Source organism: Streptomyces sp. NEAU-sy36 (assembly GCF_013423905.1).
GTDB lineage: Bacteria > Actinomycetota > Actinomycetes > Streptomycetales > Streptomycetaceae > Streptomyces > Streptomyces misionensis.
Window position 1 is genome coordinate 2,543,626 of record NZ_CP058977.1, and the last position, 24,907, is coordinate 2,568,532.

Annotated in this window: 24 protein-coding genes; 16 read left to right on the forward strand and 8 right to left on the reverse strand. The window is 73.7% G+C overall.

What is annotated here, in order from left to right:
• The first annotated feature begins 122 nt into the window (after positions 1-122).
• The 3 genes from HZZ00_RS11755 to HZZ00_RS11765 all read left to right on the forward strand — a co-directional run bounded on the left by HZZ00_RS11755 (position 123) and on the right by HZZ00_RS11765 (position 4,795).
• Positions 123-2,405, forward strand: coding sequence for a DUF11 domain-containing protein (locus HZZ00_RS11755; protein ID WP_180332127.1), 2,283 nt, complete (start codon positions 123-125; stop codon positions 2,403-2,405).
• A gap of 316 nt (positions 2,406-2,721) precedes the next feature.
• The gene (tuf, locus tag HZZ00_RS11760) at positions 2,722-3,945 is read left to right on the forward strand and encodes an elongation factor Tu (protein ID WP_180332128.1); all 1,224 of its coding nucleotides are present in this window, start codon (positions 2,722-2,724) and stop codon (positions 3,943-3,945) included.
• 4 nt (positions 3,946-3,949) lie between these two features.
• A complete protein-coding gene (locus tag HZZ00_RS11765) occupies positions 3,950-4,795 on the forward strand; it encodes a spermidine synthase (RefSeq protein ID WP_180332129.1) in 846 nt (281 codons plus the stop codon).
• Positions 4,796-4,807: 12 nt separating this feature from the next.
• Here the strand turns inward: HZZ00_RS11765 and HZZ00_RS11770 are convergent, their stop codons facing one another.
• Together HZZ00_RS11770 and HZZ00_RS11775 are read right to left on the reverse strand one after the other, a co-directional pair.
• Complete coding sequence (locus tag HZZ00_RS11770) at positions 4,808-5,239, reverse strand: SHOCT domain-containing protein (RefSeq protein ID WP_074991731.1); 432 nt, start codon at positions 5,237-5,239, stop codon at positions 4,808-4,810.
• Between the two features lie 154 nt (positions 5,240-5,393).
• Complete coding sequence (locus HZZ00_RS11775; protein WP_180332130.1) at positions 5,394-6,452, reverse strand: hypothetical protein; 1,059 nt, start codon at positions 6,450-6,452, stop codon at positions 5,394-5,396.
• Positions 6,453-6,558: 106 nt separating this feature from the next.
• On the opposite strand from HZZ00_RS11775, the gene HZZ00_RS11780 reads away from it, so the two are divergent.
• Positions 6,559-7,020 carry a DUF4442 domain-containing protein gene (locus tag HZZ00_RS11780; protein ID WP_257585935.1) on the forward strand — a complete coding sequence of 154 codons (462 nt, stop codon included), beginning with the start codon at positions 6,559-6,561 and terminating at the stop codon, positions 7,018-7,020.
• A 244-nt stretch (positions 7,021-7,264) separates the two neighbouring features.
• Positions 7,265-8,419 carry an endo-1,4-beta-xylanase gene (locus tag HZZ00_RS11785; protein WP_180332131.1) on the forward strand — a complete coding sequence of 385 codons (1,155 nt, stop codon included), beginning with the start codon at positions 7,265-7,267 and terminating at the stop codon, positions 8,417-8,419.
• Positions 8,420-8,493: 74 nt separating this feature from the next.
• Here the strand turns inward: HZZ00_RS11785 and HZZ00_RS11790 are convergent, their stop codons facing one another.
• On the reverse strand, positions 8,494-9,507 hold the full coding sequence (locus HZZ00_RS11790) for a lysylphosphatidylglycerol synthase domain-containing protein (RefSeq protein WP_257585752.1): 1,014 nt from the start codon (positions 9,505-9,507) through the stop codon (positions 8,494-8,496).
• A 218-nt stretch (positions 9,508-9,725) separates the two neighbouring features.
• On the opposite strand from HZZ00_RS11790, the gene HZZ00_RS11795 reads away from it, so the two are divergent.
• Positions 9,726-10,376, forward strand: coding sequence for a DedA family protein (locus HZZ00_RS11795; RefSeq protein ID WP_180332132.1), 651 nt, complete (start codon positions 9,726-9,728; stop codon positions 10,374-10,376).
• Between the two features lie 15 nt (positions 10,377-10,391).
• Here HZZ00_RS11795 and HZZ00_RS11800 read toward each other — a convergent pair whose 3' ends face one another.
• Positions 10,392-10,919: a gamma carbonic anhydrase family protein gene (locus tag HZZ00_RS11800; RefSeq protein ID WP_180333468.1), complete on the reverse strand. Its 528-nt coding sequence runs from the start codon at positions 10,917-10,919 to the stop codon at positions 10,392-10,394.
• 109 nt (positions 10,920-11,028) lie between these two features.
• Between HZZ00_RS11800 and HZZ00_RS11805 the strand changes: the two genes are divergently transcribed.
• The gene (locus HZZ00_RS11805) at positions 11,029-11,793 is read left to right on the forward strand and encodes an acyltransferase (protein ID WP_180332133.1); all 765 of its coding nucleotides are present in this window, start codon (positions 11,029-11,031) and stop codon (positions 11,791-11,793) included.
• A gap of 3 nt (positions 11,794-11,796) precedes the next feature.
• On the opposite strand, the gene HZZ00_RS11810 is transcribed toward HZZ00_RS11805, so the two are convergent.
• Complete coding sequence (locus HZZ00_RS11810; RefSeq protein WP_180332134.1) at positions 11,797-12,654, reverse strand: DMT family transporter; 858 nt, start codon at positions 12,652-12,654, stop codon at positions 11,797-11,799.
• 106 nt (positions 12,655-12,760) lie between these two features.
• Here HZZ00_RS11810 and HZZ00_RS11815 point away from each other — a divergent pair, with 106 nt between their 5' ends.
• Positions 12,761-13,333 carry a helix-turn-helix domain-containing protein gene (locus HZZ00_RS11815; protein ID WP_180332135.1) on the forward strand — a complete coding sequence of 191 codons (573 nt, stop codon included), beginning with the start codon at positions 12,761-12,763 and terminating at the stop codon, positions 13,331-13,333.
• A gap of 43 nt (positions 13,334-13,376) precedes the next feature.
• Positions 13,377-13,943 carry a YbaK/EbsC family protein gene (locus tag HZZ00_RS11820; RefSeq protein WP_180332136.1) on the forward strand — a complete coding sequence of 189 codons (567 nt, stop codon included), beginning with the start codon at positions 13,377-13,379 and terminating at the stop codon, positions 13,941-13,943.
• On the opposite strand, the gene HZZ00_RS11825 is transcribed toward HZZ00_RS11820, so the two are convergent.
• Positions 13,933-14,961 carry a cation diffusion facilitator family transporter gene (locus HZZ00_RS11825; RefSeq protein ID WP_180332137.1) on the reverse strand — a complete coding sequence of 343 codons (1,029 nt, stop codon included), beginning with the start codon at positions 14,959-14,961 and terminating at the stop codon, positions 13,933-13,935. The two genes, HZZ00_RS11820 and HZZ00_RS11825, sit on opposite strands and share 11 nt — an antisense overlap.
• A gap of 62 nt (positions 14,962-15,023) precedes the next feature.
• Between HZZ00_RS11825 and HZZ00_RS11830 the strand changes: the two genes are divergently transcribed.
• Positions 15,024-15,386 carry a metalloregulator ArsR/SmtB family transcription factor gene (locus HZZ00_RS11830; protein WP_257585753.1) on the forward strand — a complete coding sequence of 121 codons (363 nt, stop codon included), beginning with the start codon at positions 15,024-15,026 and terminating at the stop codon, positions 15,384-15,386.
• Between the two features lie 95 nt (positions 15,387-15,481).
• Here the strand turns inward: HZZ00_RS11830 and HZZ00_RS11835 are convergent, their stop codons facing one another.
• Together HZZ00_RS11835 and HZZ00_RS11840 are read right to left on the reverse strand one after the other, a co-directional pair.
• The gene (locus HZZ00_RS11835) at positions 15,482-17,125 is read right to left on the reverse strand and encodes an APC family permease (protein WP_180332138.1); all 1,644 of its coding nucleotides are present in this window, start codon (positions 17,123-17,125) and stop codon (positions 15,482-15,484) included.
• A gap of 202 nt (positions 17,126-17,327) precedes the next feature.
• Entirely contained in the window at positions 17,328-17,735 is a 408-nt protein-coding gene (locus HZZ00_RS11840; protein WP_180332139.1) for a CoA-binding protein, read from the reverse strand.
• Between the two features lie 149 nt (positions 17,736-17,884).
• Here HZZ00_RS11840 and HZZ00_RS11845 point away from each other — a divergent pair, with 149 nt between their 5' ends.
• The 6 genes from HZZ00_RS11845 to HZZ00_RS11870 all read left to right on the forward strand — a co-directional run bounded on the left by HZZ00_RS11845 (position 17,885) and on the right by HZZ00_RS11870 (position 24,901).
• Entirely contained in the window at positions 17,885-18,658 is a 774-nt protein-coding gene (locus HZZ00_RS11845; protein WP_180332140.1) for a hypothetical protein, read from the forward strand.
• Positions 18,655-19,188, forward strand: a complete 534-nt coding sequence (locus HZZ00_RS11850) for a histidine phosphatase family protein (protein ID WP_180332141.1) — start codon at positions 18,655-18,657, stop codon at positions 19,186-19,188. The genes HZZ00_RS11845 and HZZ00_RS11850 overlap by 4 nt, the downstream gene beginning before the upstream one ends.
• 37 nt (positions 19,189-19,225) lie before the next feature.
• Positions 19,226-19,852 (forward strand): YigZ family protein, encoded by a 627-nt coding sequence (locus HZZ00_RS11855; RefSeq protein WP_180332142.1) that lies wholly within the window; start codon positions 19,226-19,228, stop codon positions 19,850-19,852.
• Positions 19,853-19,959: 107 nt separating this feature from the next.
• Positions 19,960-21,123, forward strand: a complete 1,164-nt coding sequence (locus tag HZZ00_RS11860) for an exonuclease SbcCD subunit D (RefSeq protein ID WP_180332143.1) — start codon at positions 19,960-19,962, stop codon at positions 21,121-21,123.
• A complete protein-coding gene (locus HZZ00_RS11865) occupies positions 21,120-24,116 on the forward strand; it encodes an AAA family ATPase (protein WP_180332144.1) in 2,997 nt (998 codons plus the stop codon). Before HZZ00_RS11860 ends, HZZ00_RS11865 begins: the two co-directional genes overlap by 4 nt.
• Positions 24,117-24,385: 269 nt before the next feature.
• Complete coding sequence (locus HZZ00_RS11870) at positions 24,386-24,901, forward strand: immunity 21 family protein (protein ID WP_180332145.1); 516 nt, start codon at positions 24,386-24,388, stop codon at positions 24,899-24,901.
• Positions 24,902-24,907: the final 6 nt, after the last annotated feature.

The following is a 24,907-nucleotide window of genomic DNA, read 5'->3' on the forward strand; positions in this document are numbered from 1 at the left end:
ATAGAGGGCGCCCGGGGCGCTCTCGCCGCGGCCGGAGACGATGCGGCTGACCGGGTAGTGGACCGCGACCTGGCGGCTTGTCACCCGGTGCTTACCGTACGTGACTGCTACGTATGCTGCGCATGAAGCGAAAACAACGCTCATCGCCACTCGGCGGACCCGCCCGGACCTCCCGGCTCGCCGCGGCGGCTCTGACCCTCGCCTTCGGTGTGGGCGGCTCCCTTGCCCTGGACACCGGTGCCGGCGCGCACGCCCACGCGCTGCCACGCCAGGGCGGGACCACCCTGCTCGACGAGACGTTCACGGGCGCGTCGGCCCCGGAGTTCATCGGGGTCGGCTCCGCGTGTCTCACCGGCGCGCCCCAGGTCGGCGCCCTGCCGGGGCCGGGCGACCATCCGCTCGGCGGCTGCACGGAAGGCGTCGGCCCCGAGCCGCCCAACAACGCCGCACCGCACGGCTACCTGAGGCTGACGGACTCCTCCACCGACCAGTCCGGTGCCGTTCTCTACAACCACGCGCTGCCCGCGGGCGAAGGTCTCGACGTCACCTTCGACCAGTGGCAGTACGGCACCACCACGGGCCAGATCGCCCCGGCCGACGGCATCTCGTTCTTCCTGGTCGACGGCGAGACCCAGCTGACCCGTCCCGGCGCCTTCGGCGGCAGCCTCGGCTACGCGCAGAAGCTGCCCGACGACGACCCGACGGCGGAGTTCCAGCCCGGCGTGGACAACGGCTACCTGGGCGTCGGGCTCGACGTCCTCGGGAACTACTTCGGCGACTGGGAGCACCGCGGCAACGGCTGCCCGCCCGGTGAGCGCTCGCCCGCGGGAACCGCGTTCCACGTGCCCGCACCCGGACCCAACATGGTCACCCTGCGCGGTCCCGGCAACGGCATCGAGGGCTACTGCTTCCTCACCGCCACCACCAGCAACTTCTCCACCACCGGGCCCTGGCCCTCGACCCTTCCCGGAAGCCTCCAGGGGCCGACCACCTCGGTGTCGAGCGACCCGGTCCAGGCCGAGGCGGACCTGGAGCCGTCGCGCCGCCGGGTGCACGTGGTGATCACGCCGGCGCCCGCCCCGGTGGTCACCGTGTCCATCGACTTCAACGACGGCACGGGCTTCCACCAGGTGCTCAGCGCGCCGGCGCCGACCCCGGTGCCGCCCACCTACAAGTTCGGATTCGCGGCTTCCACCGGCCTGTTCACGGACACCCACCTGATCCGCAACGTGGTCGTCCGCACCGAACGGCCGCTGCCCCGGCTGAACCTCGTCAAGCAGGTCAGGCAACCGCTGCCCGGCGATCTGACGGCCGGTTCGCAGGTGCCGTACGACTTCGTGGTCACCAACGCGGGTGGGACGACCATCGAGAACCTGGCCGTCGACGACCCGAAGATCGGCCCGGTGTCGTGCCCCGTGACCAGCCTGGCGCCCGACGAGACGGTCACTTGCACGGCCACCTACACGGTCACCGCGGCCGACGTCTCCCACGGTTCGATCGACAACACCGCGGTCGCCACGGGCACCTCCAACGGCCAGACGGTCACCTCGCCGCCCTCCTCGGAGAGCGTGCCGATCGAGCGGGCACCGGGCATCGAGGTCGAGAAGCAGGTGGAGACGCCCGGCCCCTACTCCGTCGGGCAGACGGTCACCTACCGCTACACCGTGCGCAACACCGGCGGTGCGGAGCTGACCGACGTGACGGTGCACGACGACCGCGTCACGGACATCACCTGCGAGTCGACCACGCTCGCTCCCGCGCAGGAGCCCGGTGACAGCACCACCTGCACCGGCACCTACACGATCACCGCGGCCGACGGCACGGCCGGTTCGGTGACCAACACAGCCACCGCGACCGGTACGGCCGAGGGCGAGACCATCACCTCGCCGGAGACCTACCAGACCCTCCCCGTCGGGCAGCCCCACCTCACGCTGCGCAAGCGGGTGGTCTCCGGCGGTCCCTACCAGGTCGGGTCCACGGTCCGGTACGCGTACGACGTCACCAACACCGGCAGCACCACGCTGCACGACGTGCACGTCGCGGACGACCGGGTCGCCACCGTGACCTGTGACGCCACCACGCTCGCCCCCGGGCAGAGCACCACCTGCCACGGCTCGTACCAGATCACCCAGGCCGACATCGACGTCTGCACGGGCAACGGCTCCGGGGACGGGAAGTACGGGTACGGCAGGCCCGGTTACGGCGGGGACGGCGGCACCGTCGAGTGCCGCATCACCAACATCGCCCAGGCCGCCGGCACCGACCCGCAGGGCAACACGATCGCCAGTGCACCCGCCTCGGCCACCGTCACGGTCGAGGCCAGGCCGCAGTGCCCGCCCGAGCCGGGCTACGGCAAGCCGGGCGACAAGGGCTGCGACCGGCGCACCCGGCACGGCGGCCACTGAGCCGCACCCCCACCGGACCGGCGCCGCCCCCGCCAGGGGCGGCGCCGGTCGTTCGTGCGCCCTCACCCGGACGGAAAACCATTCGACGCCGCACTCCCGGTCGGCAAGGATCGGCCCATGTTCCGGTACGCCTTCCACCTCACGGCATCCGCGGTCGCGGATGTGCCGAAGGCTGCCGTTCCCACGCTCGCGGCCGCTGTCGACGGCGCCCGAAGCTGACCCTCCCCGGATCGTCCGGCGGACCCCGCAGGGGGAGGGTGGGCCGTCTTCCGGGGTCCCGTCTCCCGCACGACAGCGAAGGCTTCGAGGTACCGCCATGTCCAAAACGGCCTACGTGCGCACCAAGCCGCACCTCAACATCGGCACCATGGGTCATGTCGACCACGGCAAGACCACACTGACCGCCGCCATCACCAAGGTCCTCGCCGGGCGCGGCACCGGCACTTTCGTGCCGTTCAACCGCATCGACCGCGCCCCCGAGGAGGCCGCGCGCGGCATCACCATCAACATCGCGCACGTCGAGTACGAGACCGACACCCGCCACTACGCCCACGTCGACATGCCCGGCCACGCCGACTACGTCAAGAACATGGTGACCGGCGCGGCGCAGCTCGACGGGGCGATCCTCGTCGTCTCCGCGCTCGACGGGATCATGCCGCAGACCGCCGAGCACGTGCTGCTGGCCCGGCAGGTGGGCGTCGACCACATCGTCGTCGCCCTCAACAAGGCCGACGGCGCGGGCGACGAGGAACTCGTGGACCTGGTCGAGCTGGAGGTCCGCGACCTGCTCACCGCGCAGGGCTACGCGGGCGACGCGGTGCCCGTCGTCCGTGTCTCCGGGCTGCGGGCGCTGGAGGGCGACCCGCGCTGGACGGCGTCCATCGAGGCGCTGCTCGACGCGGTGGACACCTATGTGCCGATGCCCGAGCGGTATCTGGACGCGCCGTTCCTGATGCCGGTGGAGAACGTGCTGACCATCACCGGGCGGGGCACGGTCGTCACCGGCGCCGTGGAGCGCGGCACGCTGCGCCTCGGGGACCGGGTGGCGGTGCTCGGCGCCGACGGCGTCGAGACCGTCGTCACCGGCCTGGAGACCTTCGGCAAGCCGATGGAGCAGGCCCAGGCCGGGGACAACGTGGCCGTGCTGCTGCGCGGCGTGCCCCGGGACGCGGTGCGGCGCGGGCACGTCGTGGCGGCGCCGGGCAGTGTCACGCCCGAGCGGCGGTTCACGGCACGGGTGTACGTGCTGGCGGGGCGTGAGGGGGGCCGTACGACCCCGATCACCACGGGGTACCGGCCGCAGTTCTACATCCGCACCGCCGATGTGCCGGGGGAGATCGACCTCGGCGCGGCCGGCGTCGTCCGGCCCGGTCGGACGGCGGAGTTGAGCGTGGAGCTGGGGAGGGAGGTACCGCTGGAGCCGGGCCTCGGGTTCGCCATCCGCGAGGGCGGCCGGACGGTCGGCGCGGGGACGGTCGTGTCCGTCGGCCCCCAGGGCCCGGGACGCGGTCCCGGTGCCGTCCGGGGCGCGTCACAATGAGGTGGTGACCGAGCAGATACCCGTGTTCCGCACCACCGATCACGGCGCCGCCAAGCTGATGCCCGACGTCGACCGGGAGCGGGCCTGGCTGCTGACGGTGGACGGGGCGCCGCAGTCGTACGTGGACCTGGACGAGCCGACGTACCTGGAGTTCGAGTACGCGCGGCGCCTCGGACACGCGCTGGACACGGTGGCACCGCGGGGCCGGGCGCTGGACGTGGTGCACCTGGGCGGGGGCGCGCTCACCCTGCCCCGGTACGTCGCGGCGACCCGGCCGGGCTCCCGGCAGGACGTCGTGGAGGCCGACCGGGGGCTGCTGGAACTGGTCGGCGAGTACCTCCCGCTGCCCGAGGGCTCGGGCGTCGCGGTGCACGCCGCGGACGCCCGGGCCTGGCTGGAGGCGGCGCCGGACGACTCGGCCGACGTGCTGATCGCGGACGTCTTCGGCGGCTCCCGGGTCCCGGCCCACCTGACCACCCTCCCCTACGCCCGCGAGGCCGAGCGGGTCCTCAGGCGCGGCGGGACCTATCTGGCCAATCTCGCGGACGCGGCGCCGTTCGCCTTCCTCCGCTCCCAACTGGCCACGTTCGCGGAGGTGTTCGAGGAGCTGGCGCTGGTCGCCGAGCCGGGGGTGCTGCGCGGCCGGCGGTTCGGCAACGCGGTGCTCGTCGCCTCGCACCGGCCGCCGGACGTCGCCACGCTGGCCCGCCGGGTGGCCGCGGACGCCTTTCCCGCCCGGGTCGAACACGGCGCCGCGCTCACGGAGTTCATCGGCTCCGCGCGGCCGGTCGAGGAGGCGGACGCGGTGCCGTCGCCCGTGCCGCCTGGCGGGGCGTTCGGCATCGGCTGATCCCGGCGCGGGTCAGGAATCGGGGCGCCGGCCGCTGAGGACGAGCTGCTTGGCGCGGGCGAACTCCTCCTCGGTGATGCTGCCGTGGGCGCGCATCTCTGAGAGTCTGACCAGTTCGTCGGTGGCGCTGGGGCGTTCGGGTCCCGCCGTGCGGCGGATGTACTCGTCGAACTCGCGCTTGCGCGACTGTGCCTGCTCGACCTCCCGCCGGCCCATGCCCCTGCCGCGGGCGACGAGGTAGACCAGCACGCCCAGGTACGGCAGGACGACCACGAAGGCCAGCCAGCCGGCCTTGGCCCAGCCGCCGAGGCCGTCGTCCCGGAAGATGTCGAAGACGACCCGGAAGAGCAGGAACAGCCACAGGATCCACAGCGCGAACCAGAGCATGGTGAAGAAGGCGCTGGCCAGTGGATAGTCGTACGCCAGATGGGTCTGCGCGCTCATGGTCGTCGTCCCTCCGTCCTGTGCGCCCCGGGCGCCGGGCCCCTGTGCGTTCAGCTTGGGCACGGCGGGACCCGGGGCGCCTCACCCGGTGCGGGTGAGGCGGCGGGGGCGCGCGCGGTGGGCGGGGCGGCAGAGGGCGCGCGCCCGGCGCCGGTCAGTCGGACGTCGGGGTGCCGTGCAGCCGGACCGTGCCGAGGATCTTCAGGACCGTGGCGTCCGGGACCTCGTCCGGCACGCCCTTGGCGCCGTAGAAGTTGAACGACACGTAGTCGTGGGCCGAGTTCTGGAAGCCGAAGGTGAGCGCCTTGCCGTCGCTCGCGCACTTGCCCTTCTGCGGGGTGCCGGCCGAGCGTGCCCAGCCGTAGCTGCCCTTGATGCCGGAGGCGGTGGTGAAGGGGGTGGCCTTCTTGTCGAAGGTGACGCTCTTCTTGTCCGGCTGGGTGTAGCCGCCGTAGACCCACCAGGCCGGGGTGTTGATCGCTATCTGGTCGGTGCTCTTGGCGCCGCTGGCACCCTTGGTGCCCACGACGGCGAGCGGGGTGTCGTCGGTGCGGCCGTCCTTGTTGTCGTCCGAGGTGCACCACCGGGGCTGGTCCTCGGCGGTGCCCGACATCACGATCAGCGGCTTCCCGCTGGTGGACTTGTGGTCCTCGAAGCCGACCTCCAGATCGGGCGCCTGGGCCTGCCAGTCGGCGGGCACGTCGAAGGCGATGCCCCACTTGGGGTTCACCACGACCTTCCAGCCCGGCACGGTCGGCTTCTCGCTCTCCGTGGCCCGCGGGTTGTCGCCGGAGGACGGGGTGGACGGCGCGGCGCTCGGTGACCGGCTCGTCTTGTCGTCCGCCTTGTCGTTCTTCGAACCGCCGCCGAGGACGAGGTACCCGGTCACACAGGCGGCGACCACCACCGCGGCGGCCGCGACGATCGCGATCAGCTTCGTACGGCCGCCGCCGTCGCCGCCGCCCTGCGGGGGGCCCTGGATGGGCACCGTGGGCGGCTGCTGCCCCCACTGCGGCTGCTGCCCGTACGGGCCGGCCTGCGGGTACTGCCCCGGCTGCGGCTGCTGCCCGGCCTGCGGGTACTGCCCCGCCTGGGGGTTCTGTCCGGCCTGCGGGTACTGCTGGTACCCGGGCTGCTGGTACGGATTCGGCTGCTGATACGGGTTCTGCTGCGGGTTCTGCGCGCCCCCGGGCGGCTGCTGATCTGGCCACATGGCCGACCACACTAGTGCGGCGGCGGCACGGTTCGGTCACGGGATCTCGTCAGGGCGGTCGCGAGGGGGGCGCGGACCTGGTCAGCGGGTCCTACTCGTGAGTAACATGTCGGCCATGAGCGCAGACCAGATGTCGATCGGCGAGATGCTCGCCGCCACCGTGCCGATGGCCCGGACGCTGAACCTCCAGTTCGAGGAGACCACCGCCGAGCGGGCCGTGCTGTCCCTGCCGGACCAGGGGGAGTACCACAACCACGTGGGCGGGCCGCACGCCGGCGCGATGTTCACGCTCGGGGAGTCGGCGAGCGGCGCGATCGTGCTGGCCGCCTTCGGGGACCAGCTCTCGCGCGCGGTGCCGCTCGCGGTGCGCGCCGAGATCGCCTACAAGAAGCTGGCGATGGGCGCCGTCACCGCGACCGCGACCCTGGGCCGGCCGGCCGCCGAGGTCGTGGCCGAACTCGACGCGGGACGGCGCCCCGAGTTCCCGGTGGCGATCGAGATCCGGCGTGCGGACGGCGCGGTGACCGGCGAGATGACGGTCGTGTGGACGCTGCGTCCCAACGGCTGAGACGTCCCGCACCCACGCAAGGGCCTCCGACGGCGTCGGAGGCCCTTCGGCGTTCCTGGGGTCGGCTGATGCACCGCCGTGACCGAGAGGTTCGAAAGTTTCGACCACTCTCACCCCATCGAAGTCGTCGTCGAGAAGGTGGTGCAGGCCCATTGACTCGGTGAGATCGCGAGGTCTAGCTTGCAGCTCCGATCGAACAACGGCCCGAAACTTTCGAGGCCCATTGACTCCCGGGGAGCCCGTCGTGAAGCAACTTCGGCGCAGATCCACGCTCGTCGCCACTGGTGTCGCCGCCCTGCTGATCGTTCCCGCCGCCGTCGCGGTCGCGGGCGGCAACAGCGGACCGGCCGACACCTCCCTGCGGGCGCTGGCGTCGAAGCAGGGCCTGCGGATCGGCACCGCGGTCGACGCGGCCCAGCTGGGCACCGACAAGGCCTACACCGACATCGTCGCCGACCAGTTCTCCACGGTCACGCCCGAGAACGCCATGAAGTGGGAGAGCGTGGAGCCCAGCGAGGGCGTCCACGACTGGAAGCAGGCGGACCAGCTGGTGCGGTTCGCCCAGCAGCACGGCCAGGCCGTCCGCGGGCACACCCTCATGTGGCACAACCAGCTGCCCGGCTGGCTGACCACCGGGGTCGCGAACGGCTCCATCAGCGACGCCCGGCTGCGCGACATCCTCCACCAGCACGTCACCGACGAGGTCACCCACTTCAAGGGCAAGGTGTGGCAGTGGGACGTCGCCAACGAGGTCTTCGCCAACTCCTGGGACACCCCGCAGGCCGACGGTCTGAACGCCGACGACTTCTGGATCCAGCACCTCGGTTCGGGCATCGTGGCGGACGTGTTCCGCTGGGCGCACAAGGCCGACCCGAAGGCCCTGCTGATGTACAACGACTACAACATCACCGGCGAGGACGGGACCAACGCCAAGTTCCAGGCCGTCTACGACTTCGTCAAGAAGCTGCGGGCGCAGGGCGTTCCGATCGACGGCATCGGCGAGCAGGCCCACCTCGACACCCAGTACGGCTTCGACGCCCGGCAGTACCAGGCCGACCTCCAGGCGTTCGGCGACCTGGGGCTGAAGGTCGCCGTCACCGAGGCCGACGTGCGCACCTTCGTCGACAACGCGACCGACCAGGTGCCCACGGACGCGCTCGCCCAGTACGCCCAGCCCTACGAGTTCTCCGAACTGCTCAAGGGCTGCGAACTGGTCCGCCAGTGCATCTCCTTCACCGCCTGGGGCGTCCACGACGGCGACTCCTGGATCCCGGGCACGTTCAGCGGCGAGGGGTACGGCCTGCTCTACGACGTGAACCTGAAGCCGAAGCCGGCCTACTCCACGCTCCAGCAGGACCTCAAGCTGGCGGCGGGCACCGTCCGCCACGCGGGCGACTGAGCCGCGTCCGCGAGCGGAGGGGCCCCTCGCGAGGGGCCCCTCTCGTCTGCCGGGGCCACGGGTGTGCGGGGGCGTCAGAGCGCCTTGGCCCGGACGAGTGCCGACAGGACGAGTGCTCCGGGGAGTATCGGCAGCCAGTCGGTGACCAGCCGGTAGCCGATGACGGTGGCGGTCGCGGCGGCGGGTGCGGCGCCGAACGCGGCCAGGGTCCAGACGAGCACCGCGTCCACCGCGATCCCGCCGGGCGCGGGCACGGCGCCCACGGCGGTGCCCGCCGCGAGGAACGCCAGCACCACCTGGTGCCAGGGCAGCCCGAGCCCGAGCGAGACGCCGACACAGGCCAGCGTCCCCGCCTGCACCAGCGGCATCGCCAGCGCGCCGCCCCACAGGGCCAGCACCCGGCCGGGCCGCGCGTGCACCGCCCGGACGTCGGCGAGCGCGGTGCGCACCAGTCCGGTCACCGGTCGCCGCAACGGCCTTACGACCGTCAGCAGCACCCCCGCCCCGGTCACGACGCCACCCGCCACCGCCGCGACCGGCACCAGCTCGGGCCCGTCCGGCACCAGCTCGGCAAGGCGCCGCCAGGCCGGCGAGACCGCCAGGAAGACGAGCAGCAACAGCGTCCTGGCGGCCGACCTGGCCACGGAGTAGAGGCCGATCGACGCCGTCGCCCGGTCCAGCGGCACGCCCCGCGCCCGCAGGAAGCGCAGGGTGACGGCGTGCGCGCCGAGCCCGCCGGGCAGCACATGGTTCGCGGCCCCCGCGGCGCACTGCGACGCCAGCAGCAATCCGGCCGGCACCCGGTCGGGCAGGGCGCCCTGCCGGACACAGGAGGCCGCCACCCAGGACAGACACGTGCACCCGGCCCCGGCCAGCAGCCACCCGGGGTCGGCCGCGACCAGCCGCCGCACCCCCTCGGACACCACGGGCCGGTTGGCGGCCGCCCAGCACCCCGCGACCAGCAGCGGGGCCAGGCAAAGGGCCAGCCGCACCGGCCGGGCGGACATCGGCGCCGGCGGCCGGGCGGGGGCCGCGGGCCCGGCACCGCAGGGCGCGGCGACGGAGGAGGTCGGGGACGGTGAGGACACGGGCACGCCGTCCTTCCGCGGGGCCGGGAGGGAACCACCGGGAACCTTCCCCCGTTGTATGACGCGAGGGTGTCCTGGAACCCAATGGCCGGGGGCGGGGCGGTGCCGTCGGGCGCACGCGCGCCATCGGCTGTTCACCACCTACCGGGTAGCCTTCTTTGGGGAGCGCTTTACACACCGCGCTCCGGGCAAGGTCAGCGACAGGGGAGGACCCGGCGGTGCACGTCCAGGAATGGCTCGACTCGGTGCCGGCGGTCGCCGTCTACGCCGTGGTGGCCCTGGTGATCGGCGTCGAAAGCCTCGGCATCCCGCTGCCCGGCGAGATCGTGCTGGTCTCCGCCGCGCTCATGTCCTCCCAGCACTCCCACATCAACCCGCTGATCCTCGGCGCCTGCGCGACCGCGGGCGCGGTGATCGGCGACTCCATCGGCTACGCCATCGGGCGCAAGGGCGGCCGGCCGCTGCTGGCCTGGCTGGGCAAGAAGTTCCCGAGGCACTTCGGCGAGGGGCATGTGGCCACCGCCGAGCGCTCGTTCCAGAAGTGGGGCATGTGGGCCGTCTTCTTCGGCCGCTTCGTCGCCCTGCTGCGCATCTTCGCCGGCCCCCTCGCCGGCGTCCTGCACATGCCCTACTGGAAGTTCCTGATCGCCAACATCCTCGGCGGCATCTGCTGGGCCGGCGGCACCACGGCCGCCGTCTACTACGTGGGCGTGGTCGCCGAGGGCTGGCTCAAGAAGTTCTCCTACGTGGGCCTCGCCGCCGCGGTGGTGCTGGGCCTGGCCACCATGCTGGTCGTCAAGCGCAGGGCGAAGAAGGCCCAGCAGGAGCCCGCGCACAAGGAGCCGGAACCCGTCAGCGCCGGGGACTGAGGCCGCCGGGCCCGGCTACTCGTGCACCTCGCGATGCGCCTGGGCCAGCCCGGCGTACAGCGTGCCGTTCAGGGTCAGCCCCTCCCGCTCCTCGGCGGACAGCTCGCGCCGCACCTTCGCGGGCACCCCCGCCACCAGTGACCCGGCCGGCACCACCATCCCCTGGGGCACCAGCGCCTGCGCGGCCACCAGCGAACCCGCCCCGATCACCGCCCCGTTGAGCACCGTCGCCCCCATCCCGATCAGGCAGTCGTCCTCCACGGTCGCCCCGTGCACCACCGCGTTGTGCCCGATGGACACCCGCTCCCCGATGCGCACCGGGAACCCGGGGTCGGCGTGCAGCGTGACGTTGTCCTGCACGTTCGCCTGCGCCCCCACCGAGATCCGCTCGACGTCCCCGCGCACCACCGCGCCGTACCAGACGCTCGCCCCCGCGCCCACGGTCACGTCCCCGATCAGCGAGGCGTTCGGCGCCACGAACGCCTCCGCGTCCACCCGCGGTTCCTTGCCGCCGATTGCCACGATCAGTGCCCGCCGCGTCATCATCGTCTCCTCGTGTCCGTAGGTATCCCGCACGGTACGACAGCGGGTGGGGCAAAGATCACAGCGGTCCGGCCTCCGCGCCGAGGCGACCCGTGAGTAACGTGACCCCGTGCCGAAGCGCAAGAACACGTTCTCATCCTGGCGCCGTGGCCTCGCCCAGCGTGCCGTCCACCAGGCATGGGCCTGGGTCCAGCGCACCGGCTCCGTCACGGCGGAGCACCCGGGCGGCCTCCGCTTCGGTGCCATCGGCGAGGCCACCCGGCTCGCCTTCCCGCTCGGCACGGTCTTCGGCGAGCCCTGGATCCGGCTCGGCTCCCACTGCATCATCGCCGAGCAGGTCACCCTGACCGCGGGGCTCATGCCGGACCTGGACCTCGGCCCGGAGCCCATCCTGCGCATCGGCGACGGCGTCGTGCTCGGCCGCGGCAGCCACGTCATCGCCGACACCACGGTGACCATCGGCCGGGACTGCTACTTCGGGCCGTACGTCTACGTCACCTCCACCAACCACTCCTACGACGATCCGCACGAGCCGATCGGCCGCCAGTGGCCCCGCATGGAGCCGGTGGAGATCGGACCCGGCTGCTGGATCGGCACCGGCGCGGTGATCCTGCCGGGCGCGCGGATCGGCCGGAACGTCGTGGTGGCCGCCGGGGCCGTGGTGCGCGGCACGGTGCCCGACCACGCCGTGGTGGCCGGCGCCCCCGCCAGGGTCGTACGGCGCTGGACGGCCGAGGACGGCTGGCAGCCGCCGCTGCGCACCCCCGCCCCGGTCCCGATCCCGGACGGGACCACACCGGAGCAGTTGCGGGCGCTGGCCCGGCTGGACGAGTCCGCGGTGGCGCGGCTGGCGGAGCTGGACAGCGAGGGCTGAGCCTCAGCCGGTCGCCAGCAGCACCGTGCCCAGCAGGGCGAGGCCCGCGCCCGCCGCCTGGACCGCGCGCAGCCGCTCGCTGAGGAAGCCGCGGGCGGCCAGCGCGGTCACCACCGGGTAGAGCGAGGCGAGCACGGCGGCCACGGTGATCGGGCCGTGCTGGGCGGCGATCGCGTAGGTGCCGTTGGCCGCGACATCGGCCAGGCCGACGAAGGCCAGCGCGGGCAGCGAGCGGTAAGGGAAGCCGCTGCGCGGCACGGCGGTTCCGCCGCGCCGCAGGGAGGCGGCGAGCGCGGCCCCGCCCACCGCGACATTGGTCAGCCGCTGCACGAACAGCGCGAGGAAGAGGCCGGTGACCGTGGTGGAGGCCTCGGCGATCAGGGCGAACACCGTGCCGAAGCCGAGCGCCGAGACCAGGGCGAGCAGGACGGTGCGCCGCTCCACGGGCGCGCCGCGCAGCTGCGGGCCGCCCGCGAGGACGACCCCGAGGACGGCGACCATGATGCCCGCGAGCTGGAGCAGCCCCGGGCGCTCGCCCAGGAACAGGCCCACGCCGACGGGGACCACGACGCTGAGGGTGGCGAGCGGCGAGACGACGCCCATGGGGCCGAGGGCGAGGGCCTTGTAGAAGGAGAGGAGCGCCACCGGGCCGACCAGGCCCGCCGCGAACGCGAACCAGAGCCGGGGCCCGGCCTCGCTCCAGGCACCCGTGGCCACGACGACGGCGCCGAGCACGGCCGCCGCGATGCCCTGGGAGACGACCACCACCGTCAACGCGGGCGTACGTCGTGTCAGCAGCCCGCCGCCGAAGTCGGCCAGCCCCCACAACAGGCTGGTGATCAGGGCGAAGAGGGCGGTCACGGTGCCTCGCAGTACAGTTCGTCGGACGGGGGCGCGCTTCACCGTAGTTCAACGCTTTGGACTGCGCCATCCAAAAAAGTGAACTATCTCGGATATTGGACGGGACGTGTCTGACCTCGAACTGCTGACCCAGTCACTGGCGCGCAACGTCAGGCACTGGCGTTCGGTGCGCGGCTTCACCCTGGACGTGCTCGCCGCGCGGTCCGGCGTCAGCCGGGGGATGCTCATCCAGATCGAGCAGGCCCGCACCAACCCGAGCATCGGCACCATCGTCAAGATCGGCGACGCGCTCGGCATCAGCGTCACCACCCTGCTCGACTACGCGCGGGGCCCCAAGGTCCGCATCGTTCCCGCCGAGCGGGCCGTTCGGCTGTGGCGGTCCGAGTCGGGCAGCCACAACCGGCTCCTCGCGGGCACCGAGGCCCCTGGCCCGCTGGAGTTGTGGGACTGGGTGCTGATGCCGGGCGACCAGAGCGTGGCGGAGCCGCACCCGCCGGGCACCGTCGAACTCGTCCATGTGATCGACGGAGAACTCACCCTCACCGTCGAGGGCGAGGACCACCGCGTGCCGACCGGCGCCAGCGCCACCTTCGAGGCCAACGTCCCGCACGTCTACGCCAACCGCGGCGACGTCCCGATGAAGATGATGATGGCGGTCTCCGTGCCGCCCGTGCAGTGAGACGCTCCCGCGTCCGCCCCCGGAGCCTTGTTAGCGTGCGGGCATGCGCGCACCCATCGGAAACTTCGAGACCGCGACCCCGGTGCCGGACTGCCTGGACGAACTGACCGCCCCGGTGGCCGACGCCGTGCGGAACTGGCGGGCGGGCATCCCCGCCGACCGCGTCCTCTACGTCGACACCGACCCGCGCTGGGCCGACACCGCCGTCTTCCTTGAGCACTACGGCAGCGATCTGACCGAGCGGTCGGCGAACTGCGTGGTGGTCGCGGGCAAGCGGGGCGGCGAAACCACGCTCGCCGCGTGCCTGGTGCCGTCCACCACCCGGGTCGACGTCAACGGCGCGGTCCGCCGCCAACTGGGCTCCCGCAAGGCTTCGTTCGCCCCGATGGAGACGGCGACCGGCGAGACCGGCATGGAGTACGGCGGCATCACCCCCATCGGGCTGCCCGCCGGCTGGCCCCTCCTGGTGGACGCGGCCGTCGTCGACCTGCCCTACGTCCTGGTCGGCAGCGGCCGGCGGCGCGGCAAACTGCTGGTGCCGGGCAAGGTGTTCGCCGAGCTGCCCGGGGCGGTCGTGCTGGAGGGGCTCGGCGTGCGAACTACGGCGTGAGGTGATGGGCGAGGGCGAGATGCGGGTCCCGCTCGCCCGGCACCGGCGCCGGATCGGCGTGCACCAGGGCGGCGGTCAGCCGTGGCAGGGCGTGCAGCAGGGCGTGTTCGGCCGCGACGGCGATCGCGTGTGCCTGCCGCAGCGTCGCCTCGCCGTCCACCACCACCGCGAGTTCGGCCCGCAGCCGGTGCCCGATCCAGCGCAGCCGCAGCTCGCCCACCGAGCGCACCCCCGGCACCGCCAGCGCCGCCCGCTCGGCCCGGTCCACCAAAGCCGGGTCCACGGCGTCCAGCATCCGCCGCAGCACCTCCCGCGCCGCGTCCCGCAGCACCAGCACGATCGCGGCCGTGATCGCCAACCCGACGACCGGGTCCGCGAGATGGAGGCCGAGGGCGGACCCGGCGGCGCCCAGCAGCACGGCGAGCGAGGTGAAGCCGTCGGTACGGGCGTGCAGCCCGTCGGCGACGAGTGCGGCCGAGCCGATGCGCCGGCCGACCCGGATGCGGTACCGGGCCACCCACTCGTTGCCCGCGAAGCCGACCAGCGCGGCCGCCGCCACGACGGGCAGGTCGGTGACCGGACGGGGGTCGAGCAGCCGGCCGACGGCCGCCCACGTGGCGAAGGCCGCCGAGGCCGCGATCGTCAGCACGATCACCAGCCCCGCGAGGTCCTCGGCACGGCCGTAGCCGTAGGTGAAACGCCGGTTCGCGGCCCGCCGCCCCAGCACGAAGGCGATGCCGAGCGGTACGGCGGTCAGCGCGTCGGCGGCGTTGTGCACGGTGTCGCCGAGCAGTGCGACGGACCCCGAGACGGCCACCACGGCCGCCTGCGCCAGCGCGGTCGCGCCGAGCACGGCCAGCGACACCCACAGCGCGCGCATCCCCTGCGCCGAGGACTCCAGCGCCGCGTCCAGCTTGTCGGCGCTCTCGTGCGAGTGCGGGGTGAGCAGGTGGGCCAGGCGGTGGCGGAGCGAGGAGGTGCCGTGTTCGTGCGGGCCGTGCTCGTGGTGATCGCTCACGGGAGTCCCCTTCCGGGTGGGCGGCGGTGGACGCGGAACGCCCACGGGGACATTATGTGCGTATGAGCGCACGCATGCACCTGTCACCTGCGCACCCTGCGCAGCAGCGCACACCGGGCGACGAACAGTTCGCGCTCGCCGCCGAACTCCTGGCCCTCCTCGGCGACCGCACCCGCCTCGCCCTGCTGCACGCCCTGGCCTCGGGAGAGGCCGACGTCACCACCCTCACCGAGACCTGCGCCGCCGCCCGTCCCGCCGTCAGCCAGCACCTGGCCCGCCTGCGCCTCGCCGGCCTGGTCGACACCCGCAAGGAGGGCCGCCGGGTGATCTACTCCCTGCGCCACGGCCATCTGCGCCGCCTGGTGGACGAAGCCCTGAAGATAGCCGACCACCGGCTCGCGGAGACGGAACGCGAGCAAGGGTGAGGGCGTGACGCGGGGGCGGGTGCGGGCGGTGCCCGGAAGACGGCGGTGCCCCGCCGACCGCGGGCGGTCGGCGGGGCACCGGGCGGGGGTGCTGCTCAGTGGGTCGGCGCGTCCGTGACGACGACCTCGTCGATGCTGCGTTCGATCGCCTCCGTCGGGGACGCGGTGGCCTTCGCCCAGTAGTAGACGACGAGCGAGAACGCCGCGACGACCAGCATGTCCCAGTACAGCGGTATGTTGCCCTGGCTGCCCTCGCCGAAGCCGCCCTGCCAGGAGATCACGCCGATGCCCAGCAGATACGCGGGCAGCCACTGCGCGGCCTTGAAGTCCATCCGGGGCGCGTCCGGCCTGCCCTTGGCGTTGGCCCACCAGGCGTAGGAGCCCAGCAGGACGTAGCCGAGCAGGATGGCGAAGCCCAGCCGCCACAGGGTGTCCCAGCCGCTCCAGTAGATGATCAGGTTGGCGATCACGAAGGACGCCGGCGCGACGACCTTGCCGGCGGGCAGCCGGTAGGGGCGGTCGAAGTGCGGCAGGCGGTCGGCGAAGACGCCGTAGGCCAGCGGCGCACCCGCGTACATCAGCACGCTCGCCGAGGTGATGAAGCCGACCAGCTTCTGCCAGCTCGGGAACGGCAGGAAGCAGAGGATGCCGGTGACGAAGGTGACGATGAGACCGATCCACGGCACACCGCGCTTGTCCGTCCGGGTGAGCCCCTTGGGCGCGTAGCCGTTCTTGGCCAGGCCGTAGGAGACGCGCGAGGTGGCGGTGGTGTAGATCAGGCCGGTGCCGGCGGGGGAGATGATCGCGTCGACGTAGAGCACCCAGCCCAGCCAGCCGAGGCCCACCACGGTCGCGAGGCCCGCCCAGGGGCCGCTGATGCCGGCGTAGGCCAGCTTCGCCCAGCCGTGCGCGAACGAGGCGTGCGGCAGCGCGGCGATGAAGACGATCTGGAGCAGGATGTAGATGCCGGCGCCGATGGCGACCGAGCCGAGGGTGGCGCGGGGCAGGTCCCGCTTGGGGTTGCGGCTCTCACCGGCCAGCTGGATCGCCTGCTCAAAGCCGAGCAGCGCGAAGATGATGCCGCTGGAGCTGATCGCGCCCAGCATGCCCTTGGCGCCGAAGGGGGCGAAGCCCTGCGAGGTGAAGTTGGAGACGTGGAAGTTGCCCACGGCGATGATGAAGATCGCCGCGAGCGGGATGGCGATCTTCCACCAGGTCGCGGCGCTGTTGGTGTGCGCCAGGGCGCGGACGCCGAAGAAGTTGACGCCGACGAAGACGGCCATGAGGACGATGGCCGTCACCACACCGCTCGTGGTCAGCGTGCCGTCGGCGTCCTGGAGGCCCTGGGCGAACTTCCAGTGACCGGCGTAGCCGATCATGGCCTCGACCTCGATGGGGGCCACCGTGGCGGCCTGGAGCCACGAGAACCAGCCGAAGGACATGCCGGCCAGCCCGCCGAAGGCGTAGTGCGGGTAGCGGGCGGTGCCGCCCGCCACCGGGAACATGCCGCCCAGTTCGGCGTGCACCAGCGCCAGCAGGACGATGGCCACCGTGCCGATCACCCACGAGATGATCGCCGCGGGGCCGGCCACGACGACGGCCTTCTCGGCGCCGTACAGCCACCCGGAGCCGATGATGGAGCCCACGGAGGCCCACATCAGGCCGATGAGTCCGACGTCGCGGCGCAGACCCCCGGTGTCACTGACGGCTACCGGTGCAGCCTGGTCGACTTTCGCCATGTCAAGTGGCCTCTCAGATCGTAAACGCAGGTTTAACGAGGAAGGAGGCCACAGGCTAGGAACGCTTTCCCTGTCGGCAAAAGACCGCTTACCAAAACTTGACCCAGGATCTTGCCGGTCTTGAGGACAGGGTTTTCACAGCTCATCCGCTGTGTGCGAATGTCAATATTCAGTGCAGAATTGTGATGAAGAAGTTCTGACACTAGGTCAAGCGGGGAATTTCGATTGCCGGGCAGCGGTCCATCACCATGTCCAGACCGGCCTCGCGGGTGCGCGCGTACGCGGCCTCGTCGACGACACCGAGCTGGAACCAGACCGCCCGGGCGCCCTTCGCCACGGCCTCGTCGGCCACCGCGCCCGCCAGCGAGCTGTTGACGAAGACGTCCACCACGTCGACGTCGAAGGGGATGTCCGCCAGGCAGGCGTACCCCCGCTCGCCGTGCACGGTCTCCGCCTTCGGGTGCACCGGCACGATCCGCTTGCCGAACCGCTGGAGCACCTGCGCCACACGGTGGGCCGGCCGGGCGGAATTGCCGGACAGGCCGACCACCGCCCAGGTATCGCCCAGTTCGGTCAGAATCCTGCGAACTGTCGCCTCATCGCCGTACACGTCCGCCTCCTTTGTGGTGTGGGATGGATGTTCTCCGCTGCCGTCAACCGGCCCCGCGGGACACGGATTCCCCGTTCCCGCCCCGCCACGGTGTCCGGAATCGGCGCGCGGTACCCGCGCACGGCCGTCCGCGCGCCTACGCTCGCCCCGTGCTGCGCATCCTCGACGCCCGAACCGGTGCACCCGTCCCCGCCGCGCCCGCCCGGCGCGGCGGCCTGACCCGCATCGAGGCCCGTGCCCCGGGGCCCGGCCTCACCTCGCTGCGGGTGCTCCTCACCGCCGACCTCCTCGCCCGGGCCCTGGAACTGAACGGCACCCAGGCCTGGCCGACCCTCGCCACCGCGCTGCCCGGGGAACTCCGCGCCGCCGCCGACGCCCTCGCCGTCCGCCCCTTCGAGGAGGCCCGCGGGCTCGCTCCCGGCGCGGGCGGACCGAGCGCGGTGCTGGTGGTGGCGGAGGACGAGGGCGCCGCGTGGCCCGGGGACGGGCCGGTGGTCCTCGTCGCACCGGCGGTCTGGGGCGGGCGCCCGCCCGGGGCGGGCGAGGCCGCCTGCGGGCCGGCCCCGCTGCCCGCGCTCCTCGCCGAGCCCACCGCCCTCCGGCTGGCCCTGCTCCGCGTCCCCCGCGGGGAGACCGCCCGGCTGGACGAGGCCGCGCTCGGTGCCGCCGCCGAGCGGCTGGCGGGGTGGCGCGGGGCCGTGGCCGGGTGGGCCCGCTCCCCCTCGCGGCCGGTGCCGGAGGCGGCGCGGGCACGGCTCGCGCGGGCATGGGAGGACGACCTGGACATGCTGGAGTTCCTGGACGTGCTCGGGGACGTGGAGGCCGACCCCGAGGTGCCCGACGGTGCCCGGTTCGAGACCTTCGCCTACGCCGACCGGCTGCTCGCCCTCGACCTCGCCCGCGATCTCGGGGCCCCGGCGTGAGTTCCGGTCCGCTGCGCCGGCTCGTGGTGCTCCGGCACGCCAAGTCCGCCCGGCCCGAGGGCGTGCCCGACCACGGCAGACCGCTGGCGCCGCGCGGCCTGCGGGACGCCCCCGCCGCCGGCCGCGCCCTCGCCGAGGCCGACCTCCTGCCCGACCTCGCCCTGTGCTCCACCGCCGTACGCGCCCGGGAGACCTGGCGGCTGGCCTCCGCGGAATGGGGGACGCCGCCCCCGGTGCGCCATGAGCCCCGGCTGTACGCGGCCGACGTGCCCACCCTGCTGGCGGTCGTGCGCGAGACACCGCCCGAGGTGGAGACGCTGCTCCTCGTCGGGCACAACCCGGGCCTCGCGGACCTGGTCCGCACACTGGCCGGGGACGGCCTCGACGACACCCTGGACCGGCTGCGCGCCAAGTTCCCCACCTCCGCGATCGCCGTCCTCGCCTGGCACGCCCCCGGCTGGCCGGCCCTCGCCCCCGGCGCCGCCCTGCTGACCTGGTTCCGGGTGCCCCGGGGCGGGAGCCGTACCTAGGGCGGGGGCGCCCGCCGCCTGCGCATAGGGTGGGCGGATGCAGGACGAGTACCGCACAGTCGCCCACGCGGGCGTGCACGAGACCGAGATCAACCGTTCCCGCTTCCTGTGCGCCCTCGCCCCGGCCGCCACCGAGCAGGAGGCCCAGGACTTCATCGCGGCCGTCCGCAAGGAGCACGCCGACGCCACCCACAACTGCTGGGCCTACGTCATCGGCGCCGATGCCGGCGTGCAGAAGGCCAGCGACGACGGGGAACCGGGCGGCACCGCCGGCGTCCCCATGCTCCAGATGCTGCTGCGCCGCGACATGCGGTACGTCGTCGCCGTCGTCACCCGCTACTACGGCGGCGTCAAGCTCGGCGCCGGCGGACTCATCCGCGCCTACGGCGGCGCCGTCGGCGAGGCCCTGGACGCGCTCGGCACCCGCACCCGGCGCCGCTTCCGGCTGGCCACCGTCACCGTCGACCACCAGCGCGCGGGCAAGCTCCAGAACGATCTGCGCGCCACCGGCCGCGAGGTCCGCGACGTGCGCTACGGAGAGGCCGTCACCATCGAGATCGGCCTGCCGGACGCCGACGTGGACGCCTTCCGAGGCTGGCTCGCCGACGCGACCGCGGGCACGGCCGCCCTCGAACTGGGCGGCGAGGCCTACGGAGATGCCTGACCCGAGGTGACAAAAAGGGCATAACGCATTTGCGGCGTGCCGGGTATGACGGATGGTGCGCGAGCGGCCGGCCGGGTTGTCGTACCCGGCCGTTAGTCTCGGTGGTCATGAGACTCCTGCACACGTCCGACTGGCACCTCGGCCGGGCCTTCCACCGGGTGAGCATGCTCGGCGCCCAGGCCGAGTTCATCGGTCACCTCGTCGCCACCGTGCGCGAGCGCGAGGTGGACGCGGTGCTCGTGGCGGGAGACGTGTACGACCGGGCGGTGCCCCCGCTCGCCGCCGTCGAACTCTTCGACGACGCCCTGCACCGCCTCGCCGCACTGGGCGTGCCCACGGTGATGATCTCCGGCAACCACGACTCGGCCCGCCGCCTCGGCGTCGGCGCCGGGCTCATCGACCGCGCCGGCATCCACCTGCGCACCGAACCGTCCGCCGTCGCCACCCCCGTGGTGCTCGCCGACGCCCACGGCGACGTCGCGCTCTACGGTCTGCCCTATCTCGAACCCGCCCTGGTGAAGGACGAGTTCGGCGTCGAGAAGGCAGGACACGAGGCCGTCCTCGCGGCCGCCATGGACCGGGTCCGCGCCGACCTCGCCACCCGCCCGGACGGCACCCGCTGCGTCGTCCTCGCCCACGCCTTCGTCACCGGCGGCGAGGCCAGCGACAGCGAACGCGACATCACCGTAGGCGGCGTCGCCGCCGTACCCGCCGGGGTCTTCGACGGCGCCCACTACGTGGCCCTCGGCCACCTGCACGGCTGCCAGACCCTCACCGAGCGCGTGCGCTACTCCGGCTCCCCGCTCGCCTACTCCTTCTCCGAGGCCGACCACCGCAAGAGCATGTGGCTGGTCGACCTCGCAGCCGACGGCACCGTCCGCGCCGAACGCCTCGACTGCCCGGTACCGCGCCCGCTGGCCCGCGTCCGCGGCACCCTGGCGGAACTACTCGCCGACCCGGACCTCGCCCGCCACGAGGACTCCTGGATCGAGGCCACCCTCACCGACAGCGTCCGCCCGGCCGACCCGATGGCCCGGCTCACCGAGCGCTTCCCGCACACCCTGAGCCTCGTCTTCGACCCCGAGCGCGCCCCCGACGACCCCCGGGTCTCCTACGCCCGGCGCCTCGCGGGCCGCAGCGACCAGCAGATCGCCCGGGACTTCGTCGCCCACGTCCGCGGCGCCGGGCCGGACGAACGGGAGAGCGCGATACTGCGCGAGACCTTCGACGCCGTCCGCGCCGACGCGGCCGTTCGGGAGGTGGCCCGGTGAGGCTGCACCGGCTCGACATCACCGCCTTCGGCCCCTTCGGCGCCACCCAGCACGTCGACTTCGACGCGCTGTCCGCCGCCGGCCTCTTCCTGCTGCACGGCCCCACCGGCGCCGGCAAGACCTCCGTCCTGGACGCCGTCTGTTACGCCCTGTACGGCTCCGTCCCCGGCGCCCGCCAGAGCGGCACGGGCCAGGGCATGAACCTGCGCAGCGACCACGCCGAGCCCGGCACCCGCACCGAGGTCCGCCTCGAACTCACCGTCGCCGGACGCCGGTTCCAGGTCACCCGGCAGCCGCCCTGGGAGCGCCCCAAGCTGCGCGGCAAGGGCACCACCGTCGACAAGGCCCAGACCTGGCTGCGCGAGTACGACGCCACGGCGGGCGCCTGGAAGGACCTCAGCCGCTCCCACCAGGAGATCGGGGCCGAGTTCGAGCAACTCCTCGGCATGAGCCGGGAGCAGTTCTGCCAGGTCGTGCTGTTGCCCCAGGGCGATTTCGCCCGCTTCCTGCGTGCCGACGCCGAGGCCCGCGGCCGGCTGCTGGGCCGCCTGTTCGACACCCAGCGCTTCGCCGACGTCGAGAAGCGCCTCGCCGAACGCCGCCGCGCCGCCGAGGCCCGGGTGCGCGAGGGCGACGCCGCCCTGCTCGCCGACGCGCACCGCATGCAGCAGGCCGCGGGCGACGCCATGGAGCTGCCCGAGCTGGCGCCCGGCGACCCGGGGCTCGCCGAGGCCGTGCTCGGCGCCGCCGCCGTCGCCCGCACCACCGCCCGGGAACGCCTCGCCGTCGCCCACAGCCGCCTGGCCGCCGCCGAGTCCGCCCACGCCGACGCCCGTCGCGCCCTGGACGAGGAACGTGAACTCGCCCGTCTGCAGGGCCGCTTCGCCGAGGCGCGGCGGCGCGCCGAACGGCTCCGGGAGCGGGCCGGCGACCATCGCGAGGACCAGGAGCGCATGGCGCGTTCCCGCAAGGCCGAGCAGGTCGCGCCCGCGCTCCAGCTGCGTGAGGAGGCCGAGCGGGAGCACCGCGGGGCGGACGCCGCCGAGGCCCGCGTCCGGAGCATGCTGCCCGGCCCGCTCGCCGACGCCGACGCGAGCGCGCTGGCCGCCGCCGCCCGCCGCGCCGCCGAGGAACTGGGCGGCCTGGACGCCGCCCGGCGGGCCGAGCGGCGCCTCGCCGAGGTGACCGCCGAACGCGCCGGGCTCGACCGCCAGGAGCGCGCCGACGACGACGTGCTGCGCGAGGCCGACGCCTGGCTGGCGGGCTGGGACACCGCACGCGCGGACCTCCAGACCCGCATCGACACCGCCCAGGAGGCCGCCACCCGCGCCGAACAGCTCGGCGTCCGCCGCGATCCGATGCGGCGGCGCCTCGCGGCGGCCCGCACCCGGGACGCCCTCACCGAGGAGCTGGAGACGGCCCGGCGGCGGGCCCAGGACGCCGGACAGCGGGCCCTGGACGCCCGCGCGCACTGGCTCGACCTCAAGGAACAGCGCCTGACCGGCATCGCCGCCGAACTGGCCGCCCGCCTCGCCGACGGCGAGCCGTGCGCGGTCTGCGGCGCCACCGAACACCCGGCGCCCGCCCGCAAGGTCGCCGGGCACGTGGACCGCGCCGCCGAGGAACAGGCGCAGGCCGCCTCGCAGGAGGCCGACCGCCGGCACACCGAGGCCGAGCGGAGCGTCGCCGCTGTACGCGAGTCCCTGGCCGCCGCCACCGCCGAGGCCGGCGAGACACCCGTAGGTGAACTCGCCGCCGAAGCGGACGAGTTGGAGCAGGAGTATGCCCGCGCCCGGCAGGCCGCCTCCGGGCTGCACGCCGCCCACGAGGAGCTGCGGCGCGCCGAGCAGGAGCGTGAGCGGCGCCTCGCCGAGCGGCAGCAGGCCGCCGTACGGGCCGCCTCCCGGCTCACCCGGCGCGAGGCGCTGGACCGCGAACAGTCCCAACTGGAAGCGGAGTTGGCCCAGGCCCGCGGCACCGCGGACAGTGTGGCCGCGCGCGCCGCCCAGCTGGAGCGGCAGGCGGCGCTGCTCACCGAGGCCGCGGAGGCCGTACGCGCCGCCGAGGACACCGCCCAGCGCCTGAAGAGCGCCGACGCCCGGCTGGCCGACGCCGCCTACCGGGCCGGGTTCGCCACACCCGAGGCCGCGGCCGCCGCCCTGCTCACCGACGACGGGCACCGTGAACTGCAACACCGCCTGGACGCCTGGCAGTCGGAGGAGGCGGCCGTGCGCGCCGTGCTCGCCGAGGCGGACACCGCGGCCGCCGCCCAGCGCCCGCCCGCCGATCCGGCCGGCGCCGAACGGACGGCCGCCGAGGCCGAGCGCCGGCTGCGGGAGGCCGTCTCGGCCCGCGACGCCGCCGACCGCTGCCGCGCCGAACTGGACCGGCTGTCCGCCCGTGCCGCCGAGGCCGTGCGCCGGCTCGGACCGCTGCGCGAGGAGTACGACCGGGTCGCCCGGCTCGCCGCCCTCACCGCGGGCACCGCCGCCGACAACGAGCGCAGGATGCGCCTGGAGTCGTACGTGCTCGCCGCCCGTCTGGAACAGGTCGCCGCCGCCGCGACCGTCCGCCTGCAGCGCATGTCCTCCGGCCGTTACACCCTCGTCCACTCCGACGACCGCAGCGGCCGCGGCCGCAGCGGCCTCGGTCTGCACGTGGTGGACGCCTGGACCGGCCGCGAACGGGACACCGCCACCCTCTCCGGCGGCGAGACCTTCTTCGCCTCCCTGGCCCTCGCCCTCGGCCTCGCCGACGTCGTCACCGACGAGACCGGCGGCGTCCGCCTGGACACCCTCTTCATCGACGAGGGCTTCGGCAGCCTCGACGACCAGACCCTGGACGAGGTCCTCGACGTCCTCGACGGCCTGCGCGAACGCGACCGCAGCGTGGGCATCGTCAGCCACGTCCCCGACCTGCGCCGCCGCATCCACGCCCAACTGGAGGTCGTGAAGGGCAGAACGGGGTCGACGCTGCGGCAGCGGGGCGTCTGACCGGCGTCGGGCACCGTGAGACCCGGGTCGGCTGTGCCGCGCACGGTGCTGGAGCGAACGGACGCGCTGGGCACGGCCGGCCTGAGCGTCCTGCGGGGCAGCGCCGGTGTCGGCTCCACGAGCGTCCCGGACCCGTCGGCGCGAAGGACCGGCCCGCGACGCCGCGGCCCCGGTGCGGTGCGGGGGCGGCGGTGCGCCGGACCGCGTCAACGGCCCCTGGAGGCAGGCGGGTTCGGCCGCCCGCAGGGGTGCGTGTAGGTTCTTCGCCCATGGCTCGGATTGAAGATCATGGAGTGCTGGAGTGGGTGGAGTCGGGCGGTGGGCCCCTGATCGCCGTTCCGGAGGTGGTCCTGCCGTTCTGGGCGGGGGCCGACAGCGAGGAACTGGACACGGACTACGACCGGGCCTGCGAGGTCGCCGGGTACGCCGGGCTGCTGCCCGTCGGTGACAGCGCGGCGCTCGTGCTCGGTGACGAGCCCGCCGCCACCTCCTACCTGCCCGAACACGGCACCTTCGTCCGGTGGTCCGCGGCCGGCTCCGAGCGCGAGCTGCTCGCCGGGGTGCCCGCCGCGCTGGAGGGTGCCGTGTGGGAGCAGGAGCTGCGCTGGGACGTGCCCGGGCCCGTCGTGCTGTTCGACTCGGCCTGGCCGGGCGGCGAGGCGGACCGGCAGGAGCATCTGAAGGTGCCGCTCGCCGCCGGGTCGTACACCGTGCGCACCGCCTACGCCCAGCCGGGCCCCGAGACCTGGGTCGGGCTTGTCCAGCTCACGCCGCTGGCGCGCTGAGACGGG

Bases quoted from the DNA above. Each gene is read 5' to 3' on its own strand.
- HZZ00_RS11755 (WP_180332127.1), top strand. From the start codon at position 123: ATGAAGCGAAAACAACGCTCATCGCCACTCGGCGGACCCGCCCGGACC.
- tuf (WP_180332128.1), top strand. From the start codon at position 2,722: ATGTCCAAAACGGCCTACGTGCGCACCAAGCCGCACCTCAACATCGGC.
- HZZ00_RS11770 (WP_074991731.1), bottom strand. From the start codon at position 5,239: ATGAGCGCGCAGACCCATCTGGCGTACGACTATCCACTGGCCAGCGCC.
- HZZ00_RS11775 (WP_180332130.1), bottom strand. From the start codon at position 6,452: ATGTGGCCAGATCAGCAGCCGCCCGGGGGCGCGCAGAACCCGCAGCAG.
- HZZ00_RS11780 (WP_257585935.1), top strand. From the start codon at position 6,559: ATGTCGGCCATGAGCGCAGACCAGATGTCGATCGGCGAGATGCTCGCC.
- HZZ00_RS11800 (WP_180333468.1), bottom strand. From the start codon at position 10,919: ATGACGCGGCGGGCACTGATCGTGGCAATCGGCGGCAAGGAACCGCGG.
- HZZ00_RS11820 (WP_180332136.1), top strand. From the start codon at position 13,377: ATGCGCGCACCCATCGGAAACTTCGAGACCGCGACCCCGGTGCCGGAC.
- HZZ00_RS11830 (WP_257585753.1), top strand. From the start codon at position 15,024: ATGAGCGCACGCATGCACCTGTCACCTGCGCACCCTGCGCAGCAGCGC.
- HZZ00_RS11835 (WP_180332138.1), bottom strand. From the start codon at position 17,125: ATGGCGAAAGTCGACCAGGCTGCACCGGTAGCCGTCAGTGACACCGGG.
- HZZ00_RS11855 (WP_180332142.1), top strand. From the start codon at position 19,226: ATGCAGGACGAGTACCGCACAGTCGCCCACGCGGGCGTGCACGAGACC.
- HZZ00_RS11860 (WP_180332143.1), top strand. From the start codon at position 19,960: ATGAGACTCCTGCACACGTCCGACTGGCACCTCGGCCGGGCCTTCCAC.
- HZZ00_RS11870 (WP_180332145.1), top strand. From the start codon at position 24,386: ATGGCTCGGATTGAAGATCATGGAGTGCTGGAGTGGGTGGAGTCGGGC.